The organism is Dokdonella koreensis DS-123 (assembly GCF_001632775.1).
Taxonomy (GTDB): domain Bacteria; phylum Pseudomonadota; class Gammaproteobacteria; order Xanthomonadales; family Rhodanobacteraceae; genus Dokdonella; species Dokdonella koreensis.
The window spans coordinates 3393526-3414650 of record NZ_CP015249.1; the positions used below are offsets into that span (position 1 = coordinate 3393526).

The 21125-nt window shown below is 70.4% G+C and carries 13 protein-coding genes; 7 read left to right on the top strand and 6 right to left on the bottom strand.

Translation table 11 applies throughout. The features are described from left to right. The first annotated feature begins 41 nt into the window (after positions 1-41). The 4 genes from aceE (at position 42) to I596_RS13860 (ending at position 4340) form a co-directional block, all read left to right on the top strand. Positions 42-2765, top strand: coding sequence for a pyruvate dehydrogenase (acetyl-transferring), homodimeric type (gene aceE, locus I596_RS13845; protein WP_067649129.1), 2724 nt, complete (start codon positions 42-44; stop codon positions 2763-2765). Further along, positions 2723-3349 (top strand): DUF4166 domain-containing protein, encoded by a 627-nt coding sequence (locus tag I596_RS13850; protein ID WP_083965585.1) that lies wholly within the window; start codon positions 2723-2725, stop codon positions 3347-3349. Before aceE ends, I596_RS13850 begins: the two co-directional genes overlap by 43 nt. Beyond that, complete coding sequence (locus I596_RS13855) at positions 3324-3743, top strand: thiol-disulfide oxidoreductase DCC family protein (RefSeq protein ID WP_067649135.1); 420 nt, start codon at positions 3324-3326, stop codon at positions 3741-3743. Before I596_RS13850 ends, I596_RS13855 begins: the two co-directional genes overlap by 26 nt. A gap of 192 nt (positions 3744-3935) precedes the next feature. Further along, entirely contained in the window at positions 3936-4340 is a 405-nt protein-coding gene (locus tag I596_RS13860) for a DUF3224 domain-containing protein (protein ID WP_067651996.1), read from the top strand. Between the two features lie 33 nt (positions 4341-4373). On the opposite strand, the gene I596_RS13865 is transcribed toward I596_RS13860, so the two are convergent. The 6 genes from I596_RS13865 to I596_RS13890 form a co-directional block, all read right to left on the bottom strand. Then, positions 4374-5741 (bottom strand): alpha,alpha-trehalose-phosphate synthase (UDP-forming), encoded by a 1368-nt coding sequence (locus tag I596_RS13865; protein WP_067649138.1) that lies wholly within the window; start codon positions 5739-5741, stop codon positions 4374-4376. A gap of 43 nt (positions 5742-5784) precedes the next feature. After that, positions 5785-7569: a glycoside hydrolase family 15 protein gene (locus I596_RS13870; RefSeq protein WP_067649141.1), complete on the bottom strand. Its 1785-nt coding sequence runs from the start codon at positions 7567-7569 to the stop codon at positions 5785-5787. Positions 7570-7576: 7 nt separating this feature from the next. After that, a complete protein-coding gene (gene otsB, locus I596_RS13875; RefSeq protein ID WP_150132172.1) occupies positions 7577-8356 on the bottom strand; it encodes a trehalose-phosphatase in 780 nt (259 codons plus the stop codon). 106 nt (positions 8357-8462) lie between these two features. Continuing rightward, a complete protein-coding gene (locus tag I596_RS13880; protein WP_223303834.1) occupies positions 8463-9572 on the bottom strand; it encodes a phosphatidate phosphatase App1 family protein in 1110 nt (369 codons plus the stop codon). Further along, positions 9559-10686, bottom strand: a complete 1128-nt coding sequence (locus I596_RS13885; RefSeq protein ID WP_067649147.1) for an MGDG synthase family glycosyltransferase — start codon at positions 10684-10686, stop codon at positions 9559-9561. The genes I596_RS13880 and I596_RS13885 overlap by 14 nt, the downstream gene beginning before the upstream one ends. 46 nt (positions 10687-10732) lie before the next feature. Beyond that, on the bottom strand, positions 10733-11404 hold the full coding sequence (locus I596_RS13890) for a glutathione S-transferase family protein (RefSeq protein ID WP_067649150.1): 672 nt from the start codon (positions 11402-11404) through the stop codon (positions 10733-10735). A 213-nt stretch (positions 11405-11617) separates the two neighbouring features. Here I596_RS13890 and clpB point away from each other — a divergent pair, with 213 nt between their 5' ends. The 3 genes from clpB to I596_RS13905 all read left to right on the top strand — a co-directional run bounded on the left by clpB (position 11618) and on the right by I596_RS13905 (position 21051). Beyond that, positions 11618-14200, top strand: a complete 2583-nt coding sequence (gene clpB / locus I596_RS13895; protein WP_067649153.1) for an ATP-dependent chaperone ClpB — start codon at positions 11618-11620, stop codon at positions 14198-14200. A gap of 223 nt (positions 14201-14423) precedes the next feature. Then, complete coding sequence (locus I596_RS13900; protein ID WP_190278917.1) at positions 14424-18641, top strand: beta strand repeat-containing protein; 4218 nt, start codon at positions 14424-14426, stop codon at positions 18639-18641. A 238-nt stretch (positions 18642-18879) separates the two neighbouring features. Next, positions 18880-21051 carry an FG-GAP repeat domain-containing protein gene (locus I596_RS13905; protein WP_150132173.1) on the top strand — a complete coding sequence of 724 codons (2172 nt, stop codon included), beginning with the start codon at positions 18880-18882 and terminating at the stop codon, positions 21049-21051. The last annotated feature ends 74 nt before the right edge of the window (positions 21052-21125 follow it).

Genomic DNA, 21125 nt, shown 5'->3' on the forward strand with positions numbered 1-21125 from the left:
ATCGATCGAGCCGCGCCGACAGCGGCCGCGGAGGGCAGTACATGAACCAGCTACAGGACATCCTCGACCAGGACCCCGATCCGATCGAGACGCGCGAATGGACCGATTCGGTCAAGGCCGTCATCGACGCGGAGGGCACCGACCGTGCCCACTACCTGCTCGAGCGGATGGTCGAGGAAACGCGTCGCGCCGGCGGCCACCTGCCGTTCGCGCCGACCACCGAGTACATCAACACGATCCCCGCGAATCTGGAGGCCAAGTCGCCGGGCGACGCGGCGATGGAATGGCGCATCCGCTCGATCATCCGCTGGAACGCGATGGCGATGGTCGTGCGCGCCAACCGCAAGCCGGGCGACCTCGGCGGCCACATCGCCAGCTTCGCGTCGAGCGCGACGCTCTACGACGTCGGCTTCAACCACTTCTGGCGCGCGCCGAGCGCGGCGCATCCGGGCGACCTGATCTTCCACCAGGGCCATTCCAGCCCCGGCGTCTATGCGCGCTCGTTCCTGGAAGGCCGCCTCAGCGAGGAACAGCTCGATCATTTCCGCATGGAAGTGGCCGGCCACGGCAAGGGCCTGTCGTCCTATCCGCACCCGTGGCTGATGCCCGAGTACTGGCAGGTGCCGACCGTCTCGATGGGCCTGGGCCCGCTGCAGGCGATCTACCAGGCGCAGTTCTGGAAGTACCTGGAGCACCGCGGCCTGATCGCACCGAGCGACCGCAAGGTCTGGTGCTTCATCGGCGACGGTGAGTCCGACGAGCCCGAGTCGCTCGGCGCGATCTCGCTGGCCGGCCGCGAGGGCCTGGACAACCTGATCTTCGTCGTCAACTGCAACCTGCAGCGCCTGGACGGGCCGGTGCGCGGCAACGGCAAGATCATCCAGGAGCTGGAGGGCGTGTTCCGCGGCGCCGGCTGGAACGTGCTCAAACTGATCTGGGGCAGCTACTGGGATCCGCTCCTGGCGCGCGACAAGAACGGCACGCTGCGCAAGCTGATGATGGAGACCGTCGACGGCGAGTACCAGAACTGCAAGGCCTTCGGCGGCGCCTACACGCGCGAGCATTTCTTCGGCAAGTACCCGGAGCTCAAGGAGATGGTCGCCAACCTCTCCGACGACGACATCTGGCGCCTGAACCGCGGCGGCCACGACCCGCACAAGGTCTACGCGGCCTACCACGAAGCGGTCAACACGACCGGCCGGCCGACCGTGATCCTCGCCAAGACCGTCAAGGGCTACGGCATGGGCGGCGCCGGCGAGTCGCAGAACATCACCCACCAGCAGAAGAAGATGGACGACGCGGCGATCCGCGCGTTCCGCGACCGCTTCAATATTCCGGTCTCCGACGCCGACCTGCCGAGCGTTCCGTACTACCACCCCGGCAAGGATTCGCCGGAAGTGCAGTACCTGATCGAGCGGCGCACGGCGCTGGGCGGCTTCCTGCCGCAGCGCCGGCCCAAGTCCGAGACGCTGCCGACGCCGGAGCTGCCGGTGTTCGAGCCGATCCTCAAGAGCTCCGGCGACCGCGAGATCTCCACGACGATGGCGTTCGTGCGCGGCATCAACCTGCTGCTGCGCGACAAGGTGATCGGCCCGCGCATCGTGCCGATCGTCGCCGACGAGGCGCGCACCTTCGGCATGGAAGGCATGTTCCGCCAGATCGGCATCTACGCGCCGTTCGGCCAGAAGTACAAGCCGATGGACGCCGACCAGCTGATGTACTACCGCGAGGACGAGAGCGGCCAGGTCCTGCAGCAGGGCATCAGCGAGCCGGGCGCGATGTCCTCGTGGATGGCGGCGGCCACCAGCTACTCGGTCAGCAACGTGCCGATGCTGCCGTTCTACATCTACTACTCGATGTTCGGCTTCCAGCGCATCGGCGACCTGGCCTGGGCCGCCGGCGACATGCGCGCGCGCGGCTTCCTGATCGGCGGCACCGCCGGCCGCACGACGCTCAACGGCGAGGGCCTGCAGCACGAGGACGGCCATTCCCACCTGCTGGCCGGCGCGATCCCCAACTGCCACAGCTACGACCCGACCTTCGCGTTCGAGATCGCGGTGATCCTGCAGGACGGCGTGCGCCGCATGCTGACCGAGCAGGAGGACGCGTTCTACTACGTCACCGTGATGAACGAGAACTACACCCATCCGGACATGCCCGAGGGTGCCGAGGAAGGCATCATCAAGGGCATGTACCTGCTGCAGGACTCGGGGCTGGGCGGCAAGGCCGGCGGCAAGGGCAAGGGCAAGCCCAGCAGCGTGCCGACCGTCCAGCTGCTCGGGTCGGGCACGATCCTGCGCGAGGTGATCGCCGCGGCCGAGCTGCTGGAGAAGGAGTTCGGCGTGGCTTCGGACGTGTGGTCGTGCCCGAGCTTCAACGAGCTGCGCCGCGACGGCTTCGATGCCGAGCGCTGGAACCGCCTGCATCCGATGGAAAAGACGCCGCGCCAGTCCTGGGTGGGCCGCTGCCTGGCCGAACGCGCCGGCCCGGTCGTCGCCGCCACCGACTACGTCCGTGGCTACGCCGACCAGATCCGCGCGTTCCTGCCCGACGGCAAGCGTTTCGTCGTGCTCGGCACCGACGGCTACGGCCGTAGCGACAGCCGCGCCCATCTGCGCAGCTTCTTCGAGGTCGACCGCTACTGGATCGCACATGCGGCCATCAGCGCGCTGGTCGCCGAAGGCCGGATGAACCCGGAAGACGTCGCACGCGCGATCAAGCAGTGGAAGCTCGATCCGGAGAAGCCGAACCCGGCCACGGCCTGAGCGCCGTGGGCGCTTCCGGCACCGCGCCGGAACGCGCCACGGCGGCGCCGGCCGCCGATGGGCCGGCCCCGCTGTTCCAGCGCCTGCTCGGCGAGCGGGCGCTGGCCGCCCTGCCGGCACGCGTGCAGCGGATCCATCGCGCCGATCGGTCGCGCGACTATGCCGGCCAGGCGCAGGTCACGCGTGGCACCACGCGCTTCTCGCGGCTGTGCGGCCGCCTGCTGCGGTTGCCGCCGGACGTCCTCCATCCGCTGTCGGTGCGGATCGTGCCGGGTGCGACAGGCGAGCGCTGGACCCGCCGGTTCGGCCCGCACCGGCTCGCGTCGGCGCTGTCGGCCCGCGGCGGTTGCCTGGTCGAGCGGATCGGCCCGGTCGCGCTGGCGTTCCGGCTCGCCGTTCGCGAAGGAACCCTGCAATGGGCGCTGGAACGCGTGCGCGTGGCGGGCGTGCCAGTACCGTGCGCCCTGCTCGACGTGAATGCGCGCGAGTACGTGCACGCCGGCCGCTACCGGTTCGAGGTCACGGTCCGGCTCCCGCGCGGCGCGCTGCTGATCGCCTATGCGGGATGGCTCGATGTCGATTGAAGCTCCCGTCATCGTCTTCGACGGTAACTGCCTGCTGTGCAGCCGCAGCGTGCGCTTCGTGCTGCGGCACGATCGCGCGCACCGCTTTCGCTTCGCCGCCCAGCAAGGCGTCAGCGGCCAGGCGCTGCTCGCGCGGCACGGTCTCGACCCGGCCGATCCCCCGTCCTTCCTGCTGGTCGAGGACGGGCACGGCCATCTCGAAAGCGAGGCTCTGCTGCGCGTGCTGCGGGGCCTCGGCGGTGGCTGGCGGCTGGCGGGCCTGCTGCGTGCCGTGCCGCGGCCGCTGCGCGACGCCGCCTATCGATGGATCGCACGCAACCGCTATCGCTGGTTCGGCCGCAGCGACGCCTGCCTGGTACCCGGGCCGGACGTGGCCGCCCGCTTCCTGCCGTGAAACCGGGTTGACGCGAGCCGGGCTGGCGGCCAGCATCGAACGTCCCCGACACCGAGTGACGATCCGATGTCCGAGAATCCCAGGCTGCCGGCCGCGTGCCTCCTTCTGGCGCTGGCCGTCGCCGGCGGCGTTTCGCCCGGCGCGCGCGCTGCCGAACCGCCGTCCTCGCCACCTCCTGCACGGGAAGCCCCGATGACCCAGCACGCCCAAGGCCTCTTCGACGTCAAGCTCAGCCCGCTGGACCTGCACGACAAGGCCGGCGGCGACGCGCGCCGCGGCCGGATGGCGCTCGACAAGACCTTCCACGGCGACCTGGACGCCACCGGCAGCGGCGAGATGCTGACCGCGGCCGGCGACGCCCAGGGCTCGGCCGGCTACGTCGCGATCGAGCGCGTCACCGGCACGCTGCACGGCCGCAGCGGCAGCTTCGCGCTGCAGCACAGCGGCACGCTGACGCGCGGCACGCCGGAACTGAGCATCACCGTGGTCCCCGATTCGGGCACCGGCGCGCTCGCGGGCATCAGCGGCCGCATGACGATCACGATCAGCGACGGCAAGCACCACTACGATTTCCGGTACACGCTGCCGCAGCCCTGAACGCGGCGGCCTCACCACCGCAACGCGCCGCGCTCAGCCGGCGTCGAGCGCAGCGAGGAAGGCATCGCGCCAGGCGGCGATGTCGTGCGTGCGCAGCCAGTCGAACATCGTCTGCCAGCGCGCCCGGCGCTCGGCCAGCGGCATCGCCAGTGCCTGCTCGATCGCCTCGGCGGTGTCGTCGACGTCGTGCGGGTTGACCAGCAGCGCGCCGGCCAGTTCGTTGGCGGAACCGGCGAAGCGCGACAGCACGAGCACGCCGGGGTCGTCCGCGCCCTGCGCGGCGACGAACTCCTTGGCGACCAGGTTCATGCCGTCGCGCAGCGGCGTCACCAGGCCGATCTGGGCCACGCGGTAGTAGCCCGACAGCGTGGCCTGCTGGAAGCTGCGGTTGATGTAGCGGATCGGCACCCAGTCCGGCTCGGCGTACTGGCCGTTGGTGGCGCCGGCCATGCGTTCGAGCCGCTCGCGCAGCTCGCGGTACTCGGGCACGTCCTCGCGCGAGAGCGGGGCGATCTGCATCATCGACACCTGGCGGCGGCGCTCGGCATGCCGCGCCAGGAAGCGGCCGAATGCCTCGAAGCGCTCGGGCAGGCCCTTGGAGTAGTCCAGGCGGTCCACGCCGATCGCCAGCGCGCGCCCCTGCAGGCTGCTGACCAGGCCGCGCGTGGCGGCATTGGTCGAGCCGGACGTGGCCAGGCGGGCGATCAGGGCGGTATCGATGCTGATCGGGAACGCGCCGATGCGGAAGCGGCGACCGCCCGGCGTGAGGATCAGGCGGCCGTCGGCGGTCGACGCCCCGCACTCGCGAACGAAGTAGTCGGCCAGCGCGTGCCGGTCGGCCTCGGTCTGCAGGCCGACGAGATCGTAGTCGGCCAGCGACTCCACCAGCCGGCGATGCCCCGGCAGCATCGCCATCAGTTCCGGCGCCGGCAACGGGATGTGCAGGAAGAAGCCGATCCTCGCGCCGACGCCGAGCGCGCGCAGCTCGCTGGCGAGCGGGATCAGGTGATAGTCGTGGACCCAGACGGTGTCGTCCTCGCGCAGCAGCCGCGCCAGCTGCGCCGCGAATCGCCGGTTGACGCGCAGGTACCCTTCCAGGTTCGCGCGGCTGAACTCCACCAGGTTCGGCTGGTAGTGGAACAGCGGCCACAGCGCGCGGTTGGCATAGCCGAGGTAGTAGGCCTCGTAGTCGGCGCGGCCGAGGTCGGTCAGCGCGTAGGTGATCGCGCCCTGCGCTTCCATCTTCGGCGCGTCGGCCGGTGCCGCGACGACGCGCCCGCTCCAGCCGAACCACAGCCCCCCGCGCTGCGACAGCGCCGCATGCATCGCCGCCGCCAGGCCGCCGGCGCGCCGCTCGCGCGGCACGGCGACGCGGTTGGAGACGACGACCAGGCGCCCCATCACCGCCGTCCCGCATGTGCCGCGCCGGACCGGAAGGCGGCGTTCACGACAGCTCCTCCCAGCTGCGCGACAAGCGCATCGCCGCATTGACCAGGCCGACCAGCGAATAGGTCTGCGGGAAGTTGCCCCACAGTTCGCCGGTCGCCGGGGCGATGTCCTCGGACAGCAGGCCCAGCGCGTTGCGCTGGGACAGCAGCTTCTCGAACAGCGCACGCGCCTCCTCGCGCCGCCCGATCGCCGCCAGCGCGTCGACGTACCAGAAGCTGCAGATCGTGAAGCCGGTCTCCGGCATGCCGAAGTCGTCGGCCGCGATGTAGCGGAACAGGTGGTGGCCGCGTGCCAGCGCCGCGCCGATCGCCTCGACGGTCGCCACGTAGCGCGGGTCGGTGGCGCCGACGAAACCCAGCTCGGCCAGCAGCAGCAGGCTGGCGTCCAGCCCGCTGCCGTCGAAGACGTCGACGAAATGGCCGCGCTGCGGATGGACCGCGCGTTCCAGGATCTTCATGCGCATCGCGTCGGCGCGCGCACGCCAGTGGCCGGCGCGGTCGGCCAGCCCGAGATGGCCGGCGATGCGCGCCAGGCGATCGCAGCCGGCCCAGCAGGTCACGCTCGAATAGGTGTGCACCGAGGCGCGCCCGCGGAACTCCCAGAGTCCCGCATCGGGCTGGTCGTAGAGCCGCCAGGCCGCCTCGCCGGCCGGTTCCAGGCGCCGGAATGCCGCGGCGTCGCCGGCGGCGACCAGGCGCCGGTCGAAGAACAGCTGCGTCGCCGCCAGTACCACGCTGCCGTGGACGTCGTGCTGGGTCTGGCGCCAGGCGTCGTTGCCGATCCGCACCGGCCCCATGCCGCGGTAGCCGGCCAGGTGCTCGGCCTCGCGCTCGTGCAGCTCGCGCTCGAAATGGATGCCGTACACCGGTGCCAAATCACCCTGCCCGGCTGCCAGGTTGAACAGGTAGCGCAGGTACTCCTCCATGCTGCGCGTGGCGCCCAGGCGGTTGAGCGCACGCACGACGAAGGCGGCGTCGCGCAACCAGCAGTAGCGGTAGTCCCAGTTGCGCACCGTGTGCGCGGCCTCCGGGATCGAGGTGGTCATCGCCGCGACGATGGCGCCGGTGCCTTCGTACTGGCACAGCTTCAGGGTGATGGCGGCGCGGATCACCGCCTCCTGCCACTCGGCCGGGATCGACAGGTAGCGCACCCACTCGTGCCAGTAGCCGAGCGTGGCTTCCTGCGCTTCGTGCGCGAAGCGCGCCGGCGACTCGGCCAGCGTCTCGTCGGGACCGAGCACGATGTGGACCGGCCGGTCGAGCAGGAACGGCAGCTCGTCGGCCAGCATCGGCAGCGGCATGTCGCTGGTCGCGCGCAGCACCAGGCCGTCGAGCAGGAAGCGCACATGGTTGGAGCCGAGCGTGCGTTCCGGCCGGCGGGCACCGTACCCGGCCAGCGGCCGCAGGCGGACGCGGATGCGCGGCGCGCCGGCAACCGGCCGCAACGTCCGCACCAGGGTCATCGGGTGGAACAGGCGGCCGTGCTGCTTGTAGCGCGGCGCGAAGTCGGTGATCTCCACGGCGCTGCCGTCGGCGGACGAAAGGCGGGTGCGCAGCACCGCGCTGTTGTCGAGGTAGTGCTGGGTCTGGTCCGCCAGGCCGTCGAGCAGCACGTCGAACAGCCCGGCCTCGCCGATCGTCGGTGTCAGCAGGCTGCAGAACACCGGATCGCCGTCGAACGTCGGCAGGCAGCCCCAGACGATCCGTCCGCGCCGATCGACCAGCGCGCTGACGCCGCCGTTGCCGATGATGCCGAGTTCGAGATCCTGCGGCTGGCTCATGCCCTTCCTATCCGGTGGCCGGTCCCGGCGCCGAAGCGGCCTCGGCCAGCCAGGCCCGCACCGCGTCCGGCCCGGCCAGCGCATGGCGCGCCGCACTGGGCCGGCGCGGGCCGACGATCACGCTGCGGCCGCCGAGCGCGTTGACGCGGCGGAAGGCGTGCTCGTCGGTCAGGTCGTCGCCGATCATCCACGGCAGGCGGCCGGCGAACGGCGGCTCGCCGAGCAGGCGCACCACCGCCGTTCCCTTGTCGCTGCCCGCCGGGCGAAGCTCGACGACGCGGTTGCCATGCTGCAACGCGAATCCTGAACCGGCGATGCGCAGGAGGTCCGCAGCGATCGCCTCGACCGCCGCCTGCGCGTGGGGCGCCGCGCGGTAATGCAGCGCGAGCGCGTCGTGCTTGTCCTCGACCAGCACGCCGGGCCAGCGCTCGGCGAAGCCCCGCAGATGCGCCCGCACCGGGTCCAGACCGGCCGCCGGCGGCGGCGCCTGCTCGACCACGCCGGCCGGCGTGCGCACCTGTGCGCCGTGCAGGCCGGCGGCGGCAAGCTGCGGCAGGCCGGACAGGCGGTCGATGTCGGCCAGCGGGCGGCCGCTGACCAGGGCCAGCGCGCCGCCGAGCCGCACGTGCAGCCGCTGCAGCGCCTCGCGCAGTCCGGCAGCGACGACGACATCCTGCGGCCGCAGCGCGAAGTCCAGCAGCGTGCCGTCCAGGTCCAGGAACAGGGCGGCGTCGGCTGCCAGGGCCGGTGGCGGCGGCAGGCCGCCGGACCGTGTCTCGTGCGTCATCGGCATAGGGGATGGCAGACGCTCGGGCGTCGCCCCGATTCTGCCGCACCGGCGGCGCCGCGCAAACGCACCCCGGCCGCCGGCCGCCGCGGGCTTCCGGCAGTGTTCAGCGCGCGGCCGACACGCAGCGATCCAGCGGCGCGGCCACGTCCTCGATCGTGTCGAACAGCCGCCAGCGCTCGGGCGCGATGCCGGCGAACGCGCTGCGATAGCGCGAGGCGTCGCGCCCGGCGTGGCCGGGATCGCGGATCAGGATCGCGCAGACGCGGTCCGGCTGCTCGCGCGCCAGCGTCGCGTAGATCTCCGGGTCGGCCTCGGTGGCGTCGCCGACCAGGACGAAATCGCGATGCGGCAGGTCGGCCAGGAGCCGCCGGAGGACCCCGAGCTTGTGCGCCTCGGAGGCGCCCTCGCGCGGGACCAGCGTCCGCCACGCGGTCGCTTCGCGCAGGTGCATGCTGCCGTCCGGAAAGCCCGCCGCCGCGAGGAAGTCGGTCAGCGGCGCCAGCAGCTGGATCGGGCTGCCCGACACGTAGTGGAAACGCAGGCCCGGCGCCGCCGCCAGCTGCCGGTAGCGATCCGCCATGCCGGGCACCGCCTTGAAGGGGTGGACGAAGCTGTTGAGCAGCAGGGTGCGCCGGTCGGCGACACCCGAGTCCTTGATCGTGTCGTCGATGTCCGACACCACCGACAGGCCGCGCGCCGGCACCCACAGGGCACGGCCGGCGAAGCGGCGGGCGTCCGCCGGCGGCAGGACGGCATGGAAGTCGACCCAGCGCACGTCGGCCGCGATGGCGCCGCCGTCCATCGTGACGCGCGTGGTGCTGCGCCCGCCGTGCCGCGTGCGCGGCAGGGTGACGCGCAGCCCGCCGGGAAACGCTACGTCCAGCCGCTTGCGGTTCTCCGAGTCGACCAGGAACAGGCGCGTGCGCTGCTCGAACCGTTCGCGATCCGCCGCCGTCGCCGTGGCCAAGTCGAACCCGATATAGCGTGCGAACGCCGCGGCCAGGCGCGGCCGCTCCTCGCGCTCGTAGACCCAGGCGTCGATCGCGACCTCGATCCGCCCGGCCTCGAGCGGGCGGGCGATGCCCGGCACGAACAGCACCTGCTCGTCGCCGGCCAGCGGACGCGCCGCCAACGGCGACGCCCCGGCCAGCAACGCCAGGGCGGCGGCCGACAGCCGGCGCAGGCCGGCGCGGGCCGTCTCAACGCGCCGCATCGGCATCCAGCACCTGGTCCAGTGCCTGCCGTGCCGCGGCCGGCCGGCGGATCGCCAGGCAGCGCTGGCGCAGGCCAGCGCGCAGCGCCGGATCGGCCAGCAGCCGGCGGATGCGGTACTCCAGCGCCGTGGCGTCGAGGGCCAGCAGGGCCGCCCCCTGCTCCAGCAGGTGGCTGGCATTGCGCTCTTCCTGACCCGGTATCGGCGCGATCAGCACCATCGGCAGGCCGACGGCCAGGCACTCGGAAATGCTGAGCCCGCCGGGCTTGGTCACGGCGATGTCGGCGCAGGCCATGACCCGCTCGACCGTCGTCGTGAAGCCGAGCGGCCACAGGCGCTGCGGCTGCGCTGCCGCCAGCCGGTGGTACGCGGCCAGCAGGGCCTCGTTGCGGCCGGCCAGCGCGACGATCTGGAAATCGCCGTCGATCGCCAGCAGCCGCTCGACCATCGCCGCACCGCTGCCGATGCCGGCACCGCCGGTCATCACCAGCACCGTCGTGCGCTGCGGGTCGATGCCCAGCTCCGCCGCGCAGGCGGCGCGGTCGTGGCGCTGCGCGAACGGCGGCAGCACCGGGATGCCGGTGACGGCGATGCGGGGCGTGTCGGGCAGCAGCTCGCGCAGGCGGAACGCGGTCTCGTCGCCGGCCACCAGGTAACCGCGCATGCCCGGCTGCACCCAGAGGCGGTGCACGTCGTAGTCGGTGACCTGCACCCAGACCGGCGGCACCGCCTCGCCATGAGCGATCCGCCGCGCCAGCAGCTCCGCCGGCAGGAAATGCGTGCAGACGATCGCATCGGCGCCCTGGCGGGCGACCTCCTCGTGCAGGGCGCGCGTGTTGAGGCGCTCGACCGCACGGCGCATGCGCGAGAACCAGGCCTCGCGCGGCGCGCGGTCGGCCTTGTCGTACAGGTAGGCCCACAGGTGCGGATGGCGGCCGACCAGGTCCAGATAGAGCTCCGCATAGAGCTTGCGGAACGCCGCCGGCACGAAGTCGAGCACGTCGCAGTGCACGACCTCCACATCGTGAAGGCCGGTCGCGGCGGCGACCAGGGCCTGGGCGGCACGCACGTGGCCGGCGCCGGCCGAGACGCTCAGGACCAGGATCTTCCTCATCGGCTCACGCCTCCCCGCGCGAAGCGCATTCCACCCGCATGGTCGCTCATTCGCCGAGCAGCTGGTATGGGCCGCCGCGCTCCAGCGCACGCCGATAGGCCGGCCGCGCGTGGATGCGCTGCAGCCAGTCCCAGAGGCGCGGCCGGCCGGCATCCAGGCCCGCGCGCGCCGCGGCGGCTTCGACCGGAAAACTCATCTGGACGTCGGCGGCGCTGAACGCGGCGCCGGCAAACCAGTCCTGTCCGGCCAGCTCGCCCTCCAGGTAGTCGAGTTGGCGCACGAGCTGCGGATCCACCAGCCGCTGCTGCACCGATGCGGCAATGCGGCGGGCGACCGGCCGCGCGAAGAACGGCATCGGTGCCGTGGCCAGTCGCTGGAAGACCAGCTTGAGCAGCAGCGGCGGCATCGCCGAGCCTTCGGCGAAGTGCAACCAGTAGGTGTACCGCAGGCGCTCGGGCGAGCCGGCCGGCGGCGCCAGCGCCGAACCGTGGCGGTCGACCAGGTACTCGATGATGGCGCCGGATTCGGCGATCGTCAGCGCGCCGTCGACGATCACCGGCGACTTGCCGAGCGGATGGACCCGGCGCAGTTCCGGCGGCGCCAGCAGCGTTTCCGGGTCGCGCGCGTAGCGCACGATGGCGTAGTCCAGGCCCAGCTCTTCGAGCAGCCACAGCACGCGCTGCGAGCGCGAATTCTCCAGGTGGTGGACGGTGATCATGCAAGGTCTCCGGCGGCGCCCCGTGCCGATGCTGCCCGCTCCGGCGCGGCTTTTCCACCTGATCGGGGTCAAGGATCCGGCCGGGTGGCTGAGGCACACTGGACGCCGCAGCTGCGGGAATGCCCCGCCACCTGCTTGATCCGGACCGATCCAACCTCATTTTCACGGTATTCGCGGCCATGCGCCGCCTCCCCCTTTTTCAGGTACCGATCGATGCGAATGGACAAACTCACGTCGCGTTTCCAGCAGGCCCTGGCCGATGCCCAGAGCCTGGCCGTGGGCCGCGACCACAACATGCTCGCGCCGGCGCACGTGCTGGCCGCGCTGCTCGACCAGCAGGGCGGCTCCACCGCACCGCTGCTGGCGCAGGCCGGCGTCAACGTGGCCGCGCTGCGCGCGCGCATCGGCCAGGCGCTGGACAAGCTGCCGAAGGTGGCCGGCCAGGAAGGCACCATCAACGTCGGCAACGACCTCGGCCGCCTGCTGAACCTCACCGACAAGCTGGCCCAGCAGCGCGGCGACCAGTTCATCGCCAGCGAGCTGTTCGTGCTGGCCGCCCTCGAGGACAAGGGCGAAGTCGGCGCCGCGCTCAAGGCGGCCGGCGCCACCAAGGCCCCGCTGGAGGCCGCGATCGAGAAAGTCCGCGGCGGCGAGAAGGTCGACTCGGAGAGCGCCGAGGAAACCCGCCAGGCGCTGGAGAAGTACTGCGTCGACCTGACCGCGCGCTCGGAGTCCGGCAAGCTCGATCCGGTGATCGGCCGCGACGAGGAAATCCGCCGCGTGATCCAGGTGCTGCAGCGGCGCACCAAGAACAATCCGGTGCTGATCGGCGAGCCGGGCGTCGGCAAGACCGCGATCGTCGAAGGCCTGGCCCAGCGCATCATCAATCACGAAGTGCCCGAAGGCCTGCGCGACAAGCGCGTGCTGTCGCTCGACATGGGCGCGCTGATCGCCGGCGCCAAGTTCCGCGGCGAATTCGAGGAACGCCTCAAGGGCGTGCTCAACGACCTCGCCAAGCAGGAAGGCCGGGTGATCCTGTTCATCGACGAGCTGCACACGATGGTCGGCGCCGGCAAGGCCGAAGGCGCGATGGACGCCGGCAACATGCTGAAGCCCGCGCTCGCGCGCGGCGAGCTGCACTGCATCGGCGCGACCACGCTCGACGAGTACCGCAAGTACATCGAGAAGGACGCCGCGCTCGAGCGGCGCTTCCAGAAGGTCTTCGTCGGCGAGCCCAGCGTCGAGGACACCATCGCGATCCTGCGCGGCCTCAAGGAGAAGTACGCCGTCCATCACGGCGTGGAGATCACCGACCCGGCGATCGTCGCGGCGGCCACGCTGTCGCACCGCTACATCCCCGACCGGCAGCTGCCGGACAAGGCGATCGACCTGATGGACGAGGCGGCCAGCCGCATCCGCATGGAGATCGACTCCAAGCCCGAGGAACTGGACCGCAAGGAACGGCGGCTGATCCAGCTCAAGATCCAGCGCGAGGCGCTCAAGAAGGAGAAGGACGCCGAGTCGCGGCAGCGCCTGGCCGACCTGGAAACCGAGATCGACGGCCTGGAGCGCGAGTACTCGGACCTGGAGGAGATCTGGAAATCCGAGAAGGCCGCGGTGGCCGGCACCAAGACGATCAAGGAGGAGATCGAGCAGGCGCGGCTGGCACTGGAAGCGGCGATGCGCCAGGGCGACTACGCCAAGGTGTCGGAGATCCAGTACGGCCGCATCCCGCAGCTGGAGAAGCAGCTGGGCGAGGCGCAGAAGGCCGAGACCTCCGGCTTCCAGCTGCTGCAGGACCGCGTGACCGCCGAGGAGATCGCCGAGGTCGTCAGCCGCTGGACCGGCATCCCGGTCAGCAAGATGCTCGAGGGCGAGCGCGAGAAACTGCTGCGCATGGAAGAGGAGCTGCACAAGCGGGTGGTCGGCCAGGACGAGGCGGTCAGGGCCGTGTCCGATGCGATCCGCCGCTCGCGCGCGGGCCTGTCGGACCCGAACCGCCCGAACGGCTCGTTCCTGTTCCTCGGCCCCACCGGCGTCGGCAAGACCGAGCTGTGCAAGGCGCTGGCCGAGTTCCTGTTCGACTCGGGCGAGGCGATGGTGCGCATCGACATGAGCGAGTTCATGGAGAAGCACTCGGTCAGCCGCCTGATCGGCGCGCCGCCGGGCTACGTCGGCTACGACGAAGGCGGCTACCTGACCGAGGCCGTGCGGCGGCGCCCGTACAGCGTGATCCTGCTCGACGAGGTCGAGAAGGCGCACGCCGATGTCTTCAACGTGCTGCTGCAGGTGCTCGACGACGGCCGCCTCACCGACGGCCAGGGCCGCACGGTCGATTTCCGCAACACCGTGATCGTGATGACCTCCAATCTCGGCTCGCAGTACATCCAGGAGCTGGCCGGTGACGACGAGGCGCAGTACACGCAGATGAAGGCCGCCGTGATGGGCGTGGTCCAGGCGCACTTCCGGCCGGAGTTCATCAACCGCCTCGACGAGATCGTCGTGTTCCGTCCGCTCGACAAGGCGCAGATCCGCACGATCGCGCGGATCCAGACCGACTACCTCGGCAGGCGCCTGGCCGAACGCCAGCTGCGCCTCTCGATCTCGGACAAGGCGCTGGACCTGCTCGGCAACGTCGGCTTCGATCCGGTCTACGGCGCCCGCCCGCTCAAGCGTGCGATCCAGCAGCAGCTGGAGAACCCGCTGGCGAAGGAGATCCTCGAAGGACGCTTCCAGCCGGGCGACGGCATCGCCGTGGACGCCGAAGGCGGGCATCTGGTGTTCGCCAAGGCCTGACGGGCCGGCCTGCGCTCGCAAAACGCAGGCCCGCAGCGCAGGCCGGGCCACTTCGGCATGCGAACGCTTGCCGGAGCGCCGGACTCGCGTTCGAGCAACCTGAACGCGAGTCCGGATGCCCCGCCCCCTACCCCCTTCGCGACGCCACCGGCGATGGTGCGGACGTCATTGCCGAGGAGTAGCCTTGGCGACTCCAGGGACAAAAAGGGAAAAGGGGAAAACGATGAAGAGGTACCTCTTGTCGCGCGCACAGCGTGCGCGCAGTTCGTGGTTATGGCCGCATGCGGCGTGGCTGTCGATCGCGCTGATCGGTGCGCTTGCCGCACCCGCCACGGCATTCGCCGAAAAATCATTTGCCGTCGAGCCGGCCGCGACGCCGGTGGTACGTGCGTTCTGGAGCGACGCGGGCAGCCCGCCGGCCAGCCGGCCGGCGACGGCGCCGCGCGGCGGTCCCACCAGCTACAGCAACGCGACGGCGATCACCATCACGGATTGCCCCAACCCTTGCCCGGCTTCCGGTCAGGCGGCATCGCTGTACCCCTCGCCGATCACCGTGGCCGGCGAGACCGGCGTGATCGAACGCGTGTCGGTGACGCTCAACGGGTTCTCGCACGCGTTCCCGGCCGACGTCGACATCCTGCTGGTGTCGCCGAGCGGCCGCAAGGTCGTGCTGATGTCCGACTTCGGTGCCGGCTCGCCGGGCGTGTCGAACATCAACGTCACGCTCGACGACTATGCCGAGCGGCCGGTGCCGTCGACGGTCACCGGCAATACCGGCGTACCGTTCGTCACCGGCACGTACCGCCCGGCCAATTCCGGCACGACCGACCTGTTTCCGGCGCCGGCACCGGCAGCGCCCTACACCTACACGCTGTCCGCGTTCAACGGCGACAATCCCAACGGCACCTGGAACCTCTACATCATCGACGACGCCAACCTCGACGGCGGCACGATCAGCGGCGGCTGGACGCTCACCTTCGACGCACGGCCGGCGCCGCCGGCAGCAGGCGACATCCTGATCTCCGAGTTCCGCACGCGCGGTGCCGGCACCACGCCGCCCGGCTCGGACGGCTCGGCGGACGAGTTCATCGAGCTGTACAACAACACCGACCAGTCGATCACGATCATCGACGCGGTCCCCGGCGCGGATCCCACCAGCCCCTCAGGGGCGGGCTGGCGCATCGCCGGCGCCCAGGGCGCCGCGGAAACCACGTTCCTGGTGCTTCCGCAGACGTTGAGCACCGCAGGCCCCCTCGCCCTCGCACCGCGCAGCTACTTCCTGATTTCCACGCAACCGACGGCGCCATCGCCGGCCGGCAATACCTACAGCCTGTCCACCTACCCCACGGGCACCGGCATCACGGCCAGCGGCTCGGCCAACGTCTCGGTCAATCCGGCATCGGCCACGGTCGGTTTCCTGCCCGACGACGTCGGCCTGGCGGTCTTCTCCACGTCGGCGGCGACCAGTGCCAATCGCCTGGACGCGGTCGGCTACAGCTCGGTGACCCTCGCCGACTACAAGGAAGGCACCGGGCTGGCACCGGCCGCCGGCATCACGGCGGCGGGGCAGCACAGCTGGGTGCGCAAGACGGAGCCGAGCGGGACGGGGCCGAACTTCCCGCAGGACACCGGCGACAACGCGGCGGACTTCATCCTGGTCGAGCCGACCGGTGGCACCTTCAGCGGCGTTGCCGCGATCCTGGGTGCGCCCGGCCCCCAACGCGGACACACGATGACCGCGTTCACCACGACGGCGGCACCGATGCACAGTGCGGACACGATGACCGCCGCCGTCATCGACCCGGGCCAGCCCGCCGACGCCGAGCCGAACCTGGTCCGTGACCTGACGCCGGTGACCAACGGCGCGAACGGCACGCTGAAGATCCGACGCACGTACACCAACCAGTCGGGCAAGCCGCTGACCGCGTTCCGCTACCGCATCATCGCCTTGTCGACCCTGACCGGCGCTACGCCGCCCGCCGGCGTGCTCGACCTGCGCGCGCTCAACTCGCCCACGCAGACCATCACCTTGACCGACACGACGACGGTGACGGCCCAGGCGCTGACGCTGCAGACACCGGCCGCGCAGGCGCTCGGCGGCGGCGTCAACTCCAGCTTGGCGATGGGCGTGATCACGACGACCGCGCCCTGGCCCAACGGCGCGAGCCGGTCGGTGGAATTCAACTTCGGCGTGAACACGGCAGGCGACCTGCCGTATGCAATCACGATCATCGCCGAGGGCCTGCCCAATGACGGCATCGGCGGTGCCTCCACCGTCGACACCTTCGGTATCCTCGACGCCGACCTGGCGATCACCAAGACCGACGGGGTGACCGACGCGGTCCCGGGAACGGCCGTCACCTACAGCATCGTCGCGTCCAACCTGGGGCCGGGCAACGACACCGCCGCCGCCGTCACCGACACCTTCCCGGCCCAGTGCGCCAGCGTGGCCTACACCGCCACCGGCGCGGGCGGCGCCGCCGGCTTCACCGCCGCGGGCAGCGGCAACATCGCCGATACGCTCGACCTGCCGAACGGCGCGTCGGTCACCTACACGGCGGTCTGCGCCATCGACCCCGCAGCCACCGGTTCGCTGAGCAACACGGCGACCATCGCCGGCAGCTCCGATCCGAACGCGGCCAACGATTCGGCGACCGACACCGACACGCTGACTGCGCAGGCGGACCTGGCGATCACGAACACCGACGGCGTCGCCTCGGTCGTGGCCGGCGGCAGCACGACCTACACCCTCGTCGCGAGCAACGCCGGGCCCAGCCATGCGCCGGGCTCGACCGTCACCGACACGTTCCCGGCCGGCTGTGCCAGCGTGACCTGGACCTGCACGGGCGCGGGAGGCGGCACCTGCACGGCCGGTGGCAGCGGCAACCTCAGCGACACCGTCAACCTGCCGGCCGGTGGCAGCGTCACCTACACGGCGGTCTGCACGGTATCGCCGGCGGCGACCGGCACGCTGTCCAATGTAGCCACGGTAGCGGCAGCGGCAGGCGTGACCGATCCGGTCCCGGCCAACAACAGCCAGACCGACACCACGACCGTGCTCCAGCCCGCTGCACTGACGCTGGCGCCGACGACACTCGCCTTCGGCACCGTGCCGGTCGGCACCACCAGTGCGCCATTGAGCGTGACCCTGTCCAACAGCGGCGACGTGTCGCTGCAGGTGACGGCGGTGACGGCGGCCAGCGCACCGTTCGCGCAATCGGGCGGCACCTGCGGCGCGCCGCCGATCACGATCGCCGGAGGCGCCTCCTGCACGATCGGCTACACCTTCGCGCCGGCCGCCGCCGGTCCCGCCAGCCAGACGCTGACCGTGACGGCCGATGCTCCGGGCGGCGGCTCGATCACGCTGAGCGGTACCGGTACGCAGGGCAGCCTGACCGTCACGCCGGGCAGCCTCGACTTCGGATCGGTGGCGGTCGGCTCGACCAGTCCGGTCCAGTCGGTGACGCTCGGCAACAGCGGCGGCGCACCCCTGCAGGTGACCGCACTGAGCGCTGCCGCAGCGCCGTTCGCACAGTCGGGCGGCACCTGCGGCGCAGTGCCGATCACGATCGCGGCCGGTGCCTCGTGCACGGTCGGCTACACCTTCGCGCCGACGACCGCCGGCCCGGCCAGCCAGACGCTGACCGTGACGGCAAACGTACCGGGCGGCGGCTCGATCATGCTGAGCGGCACCGGCACACAGGGCAGCCTGACCCTCGCGCCGGCCAGCCTCGACTTCGGACCGGTGGCGATCGGTTCGACCAGTCCGGTCCAGTCGGTGACGCTCGGCAACAGCGGCGGCGCACCCCTGCAGGTGACCGCGCTGGGCGCTGCCGCTGCACCGTTCGCGCAGTCCGGCGGCACCTGTGGCGCGCTGCCGATCACGATCGCGGCCGGTGCGTCGTGCACCGTCGGCTACACCTTCGCACCGGCGGCCGCCGGCCCGGCCAGCCAGACGCTGACCGTGACGGCGAACGTGCCGGGCGGCGGCTCGATCACGCTGAGCGGTACCGGCGTGGCAGGCGTCCTGGGCGTGTTGAATGCCACGCTCGATTTCGGCGAGCTCAACGTCGGCGACAGCAGCACGCGGACCCTCACCGTCGTCAACACCGGCTCGGGTCCGCTGACGGTGACCGGCCTGAGTCCGGCCGCCGCCCCGTTCAGCCAGCTGCCGGGCGGCACCTGCGGTGCCGTGCCGTTCCCGCTCGATGCCGACGAAAGCTGCACGGTGATCTATGCGTTCGCGCCCGGGAGCCCGGGCACCTACTCGCAGACGATCACGGTGACCGCCGATGTCGGGTCCGTCAACGTGGTACTGACCGGCCAGGCGCGCGCTCCCGCCGCGGTCGTGGTGCCGGTACCGGTCGGCGGCTGGTCGACCCTGGTACTGCTGACCTTGATGGGACTCGCCAGCCTGGTCGTCCTGCGTCAACGAACCTGAGCGACGTCCAGGTTCGACTGAAGTGACCAAGCCCCCGGCGAATGCCGGGGGCTTGGTCTTCAAAGCGTCGCGCATGCATGCAACGTGCATACGATCGGTTTGGCGCCGTCACGATGCACCCAGTCGTCGTAATTGCCCGTTGATGGCTGCCGAGGCCGGCGAAACGATGCCCGTAGATGCGCCTATCGCCTAGAATCGGTGACTGGATCGCAACGATCGTTTCGTCAGGGGAAGCTTCATGGAAGTACGTCGGGATCGACGTCGTCTTTCGTTGTTCGCGGCGCTCGCTTGGCTCGTACCCATCACCGGCTCCGTGGCCTTTGCGAACGGCGTGGAACTGGAGTCACTTGGGAGCGAAATCCCCAGCCTGTTCTTCGCGGCGCGGGACGGTTTTTCTGTCCGCGATCTCGATGGTGATGGCCGCGATGATTTCGCGTTCTCTGCACATGCCGGTTATTCCCGCTTGTTGATCGTCGTGGGCATGAATGCCGCCGACCAGATCGAAGTCAAGCAGTCGTTGGTCGTTCCGGGCGAATCGCTCGTCGCCGTGATGGCGGCCTCCGGCGCCGTTCCCGCGGAAACGATTTACACGCTAAGCCACCTCACCGCGTTCCGTGGACGCCTGATGGCCTATGGCGGCTGGCCGCTCAAGCCTCTGCGCGGCTTCGAACTGGCCGGCGTTCCGCGCAAAGCCGTGATCGGTGACGTCAATGCCGACGGCATGGACGAACTGATCGCCTCCTTCGACGACTATGAGTTGAGGTCCTACTCACTCGCAACCGGCCAGCTTCTCTGGCAGACCCGAACCCAATGGCCCGCCTCCGAACTCGCACTAGTGCAGCTCGACGCCGACGCTGCATTGGAGATTGTCGTCGGTAACTCGCGGAACATCGTCGACGGTGCCACCGGTGCAGATCAGGGAGGACCCAGTGGCGGCTTCGCCGACCGCGTGATGGCCGCCAGGAGCGGTCTGGGTGGGGCCCTGCAGATCGTCACCGCGGGTTGGGACCTGGGAGTCGTCGGCGCCGAGGCGCCCTGGCCGTGGCTGTGGACTCACAAGAGCCAGTACGGTGTTGGAGCGCTGGGCGTCTACGACCTGGACCGGGACGGTCGCGACGAGATCGTCTATGGCGACGCCCAACTCTGGGCCTCGCTGCATTTCCTCGACGGGGAGACACAACAGGAGCGCTACACGATACAGACCTACGACTACTGCATCTGCGCGGTCGCCCAGGGCGACCTGGACGGGGACGGCTACCAGGACCTGGGGCTCGCCGAAGGGTCGCTCGATGGAAACGGACGGCGTACGCGGGCCCGCTGGGTGGATCTGCGACGCGGCCGGTGGACGTTCGCTCTGGAGTCCCTCGACGGGCGCTTCACCAATGTCGCGATTGGCGACGTCGACGGGGATGGTATTCCGGAGCAGGTCTTCGCTTCGGAAAGCGACCGCTTGGAGACGACAGTGCGCATCCACGATGTGCAAAGCGGACAGCTCGAATGGCAATCACCAGAGGTCCCCTGGCAACCGGATTCGCCGTTCTCGCTCTCGGCCAACGGCGTTCTTCTTCTACCGGTGGGCGCTCGATCGGACATCACCGTCTATGGCTACGGCTCCTCCGATAGCCGGTTGTCGGTCATCGACGGCTCGACCCACGAGACGCGATGGCAACTGGACGGCAGACAGGAGCCATTCGCGAGCCGCGTGATCGAGCATGCCGTGGCATTCGACTACGACGGCGATGGTGTCGCCGATATCGCGGTCTCGCTGGCAATGCCGTTCTCGCCCGGCCAGCCTGCGCTGATCGCCGTTCTTTCCGGGACGACGGGTCAGCTGCTGGCCGCATCGCAGCCGATCGGGAATACCGGCGGTTCGGTCGTGGGCATGGAGTTCCTGAAGGCTACACACCGATCGCCGCCTGCACTCCTTCTGGCCTCATCCGAGTCGATCCACGTCATCGACGCACAATCCCTTCAACCATTGTCGGCGCAGCCTATCGGCGCGTCCGGCCTGCACCTGCTACCGTCTTCCGTGAAGGGGGCGCCCGAGTTGCTGATGACCTTCGCCGCGGATGGGCAGATCAGCTTCCGCGACTCGCGTACGTTGACTCATCTGCGCGGCATCAGCACTGGTGTGCCGCTTGATGCCGTTCTCCCGCTCGGCGATGCCTCCAAGCCGCTGGTGGCCGTCGCAGAGGGGCGACTGCACGTGCTCGATGCAACCACCGGACGCACGTTGGCCACGAGCGACTGGCTGGGAACCCGACTGGCTCCCCGCAATCAGCTCGCCGCTTCGGACATCGGGCCCGACGAATGGGTGATCTCCGTCGGCGGAGACGCGGGCCATTTCCGCTACCGACTTCGTCTCGTTGAAGCCATCTTCTCTGATGGCTTCGAACCAGCCGACAAGTAGCCAGTCAATGTGCCGTAAGCAGTCGCGGCGCGATGCCGCACTGATCAGGGCCACGTCACCTTCCTTCTCGCGGC

What these genes read in the sequence shown, in the direction of transcription:
- aceE (WP_067649129.1), top strand. Translation starts at nt 42, where the DNA reads ATGAACCAGCTACAGGACATCCTCGACCAGGACCCCGATCCGATCGAG.
- I596_RS13855 (WP_067649135.1), top strand. Translation starts at nt 3,324, where the DNA reads ATGCGGGATGGCTCGATGTCGATTGAAGCTCCCGTCATCGTCTTCGAC.
- I596_RS13860 (WP_067651996.1), top strand. Translation starts at nt 3,936, where the DNA reads ATGACCCAGCACGCCCAAGGCCTCTTCGACGTCAAGCTCAGCCCGCTG.
- I596_RS13865 (WP_067649138.1), bottom strand. Translation starts at nt 5,741, where the DNA reads ATGGGGCGCCTGGTCGTCGTCTCCAACCGCGTCGCCGTGCCGCGCGAG.
- I596_RS13870 (WP_067649141.1), bottom strand. Translation starts at nt 7,569, where the DNA reads ATGAGCCAGCCGCAGGATCTCGAACTCGGCATCATCGGCAACGGCGGC.
- otsB (WP_150132172.1), bottom strand. Translation starts at nt 8,356, where the DNA reads ATGACGCACGAGACACGGTCCGGCGGCCTGCCGCCGCCACCGGCCCTG.
- I596_RS13880 (WP_223303834.1), bottom strand. Translation starts at nt 9,572, where the DNA reads ATGCGGCGCGTTGAGACGGCCCGCGCCGGCCTGCGCCGGCTGTCGGCC.
- I596_RS13885 (WP_067649147.1), bottom strand. Translation starts at nt 10,686, where the DNA reads ATGAGGAAGATCCTGGTCCTGAGCGTCTCGGCCGGCGCCGGCCACGTG.
- I596_RS13890 (WP_067649150.1), bottom strand. Translation starts at nt 11,404, where the DNA reads ATGATCACCGTCCACCACCTGGAGAATTCGCGCTCGCAGCGCGTGCTG.
- clpB (WP_067649153.1), top strand. Translation starts at nt 11,618, where the DNA reads ATGCGAATGGACAAACTCACGTCGCGTTTCCAGCAGGCCCTGGCCGAT.
- I596_RS13900 (WP_190278917.1), top strand. Translation starts at nt 14,424, where the DNA reads ATGAAGAGGTACCTCTTGTCGCGCGCACAGCGTGCGCGCAGTTCGTGG.
- I596_RS13905 (WP_150132173.1), top strand. Translation starts at nt 18,880, where the DNA reads ATGGAAGTACGTCGGGATCGACGTCGTCTTTCGTTGTTCGCGGCGCTC.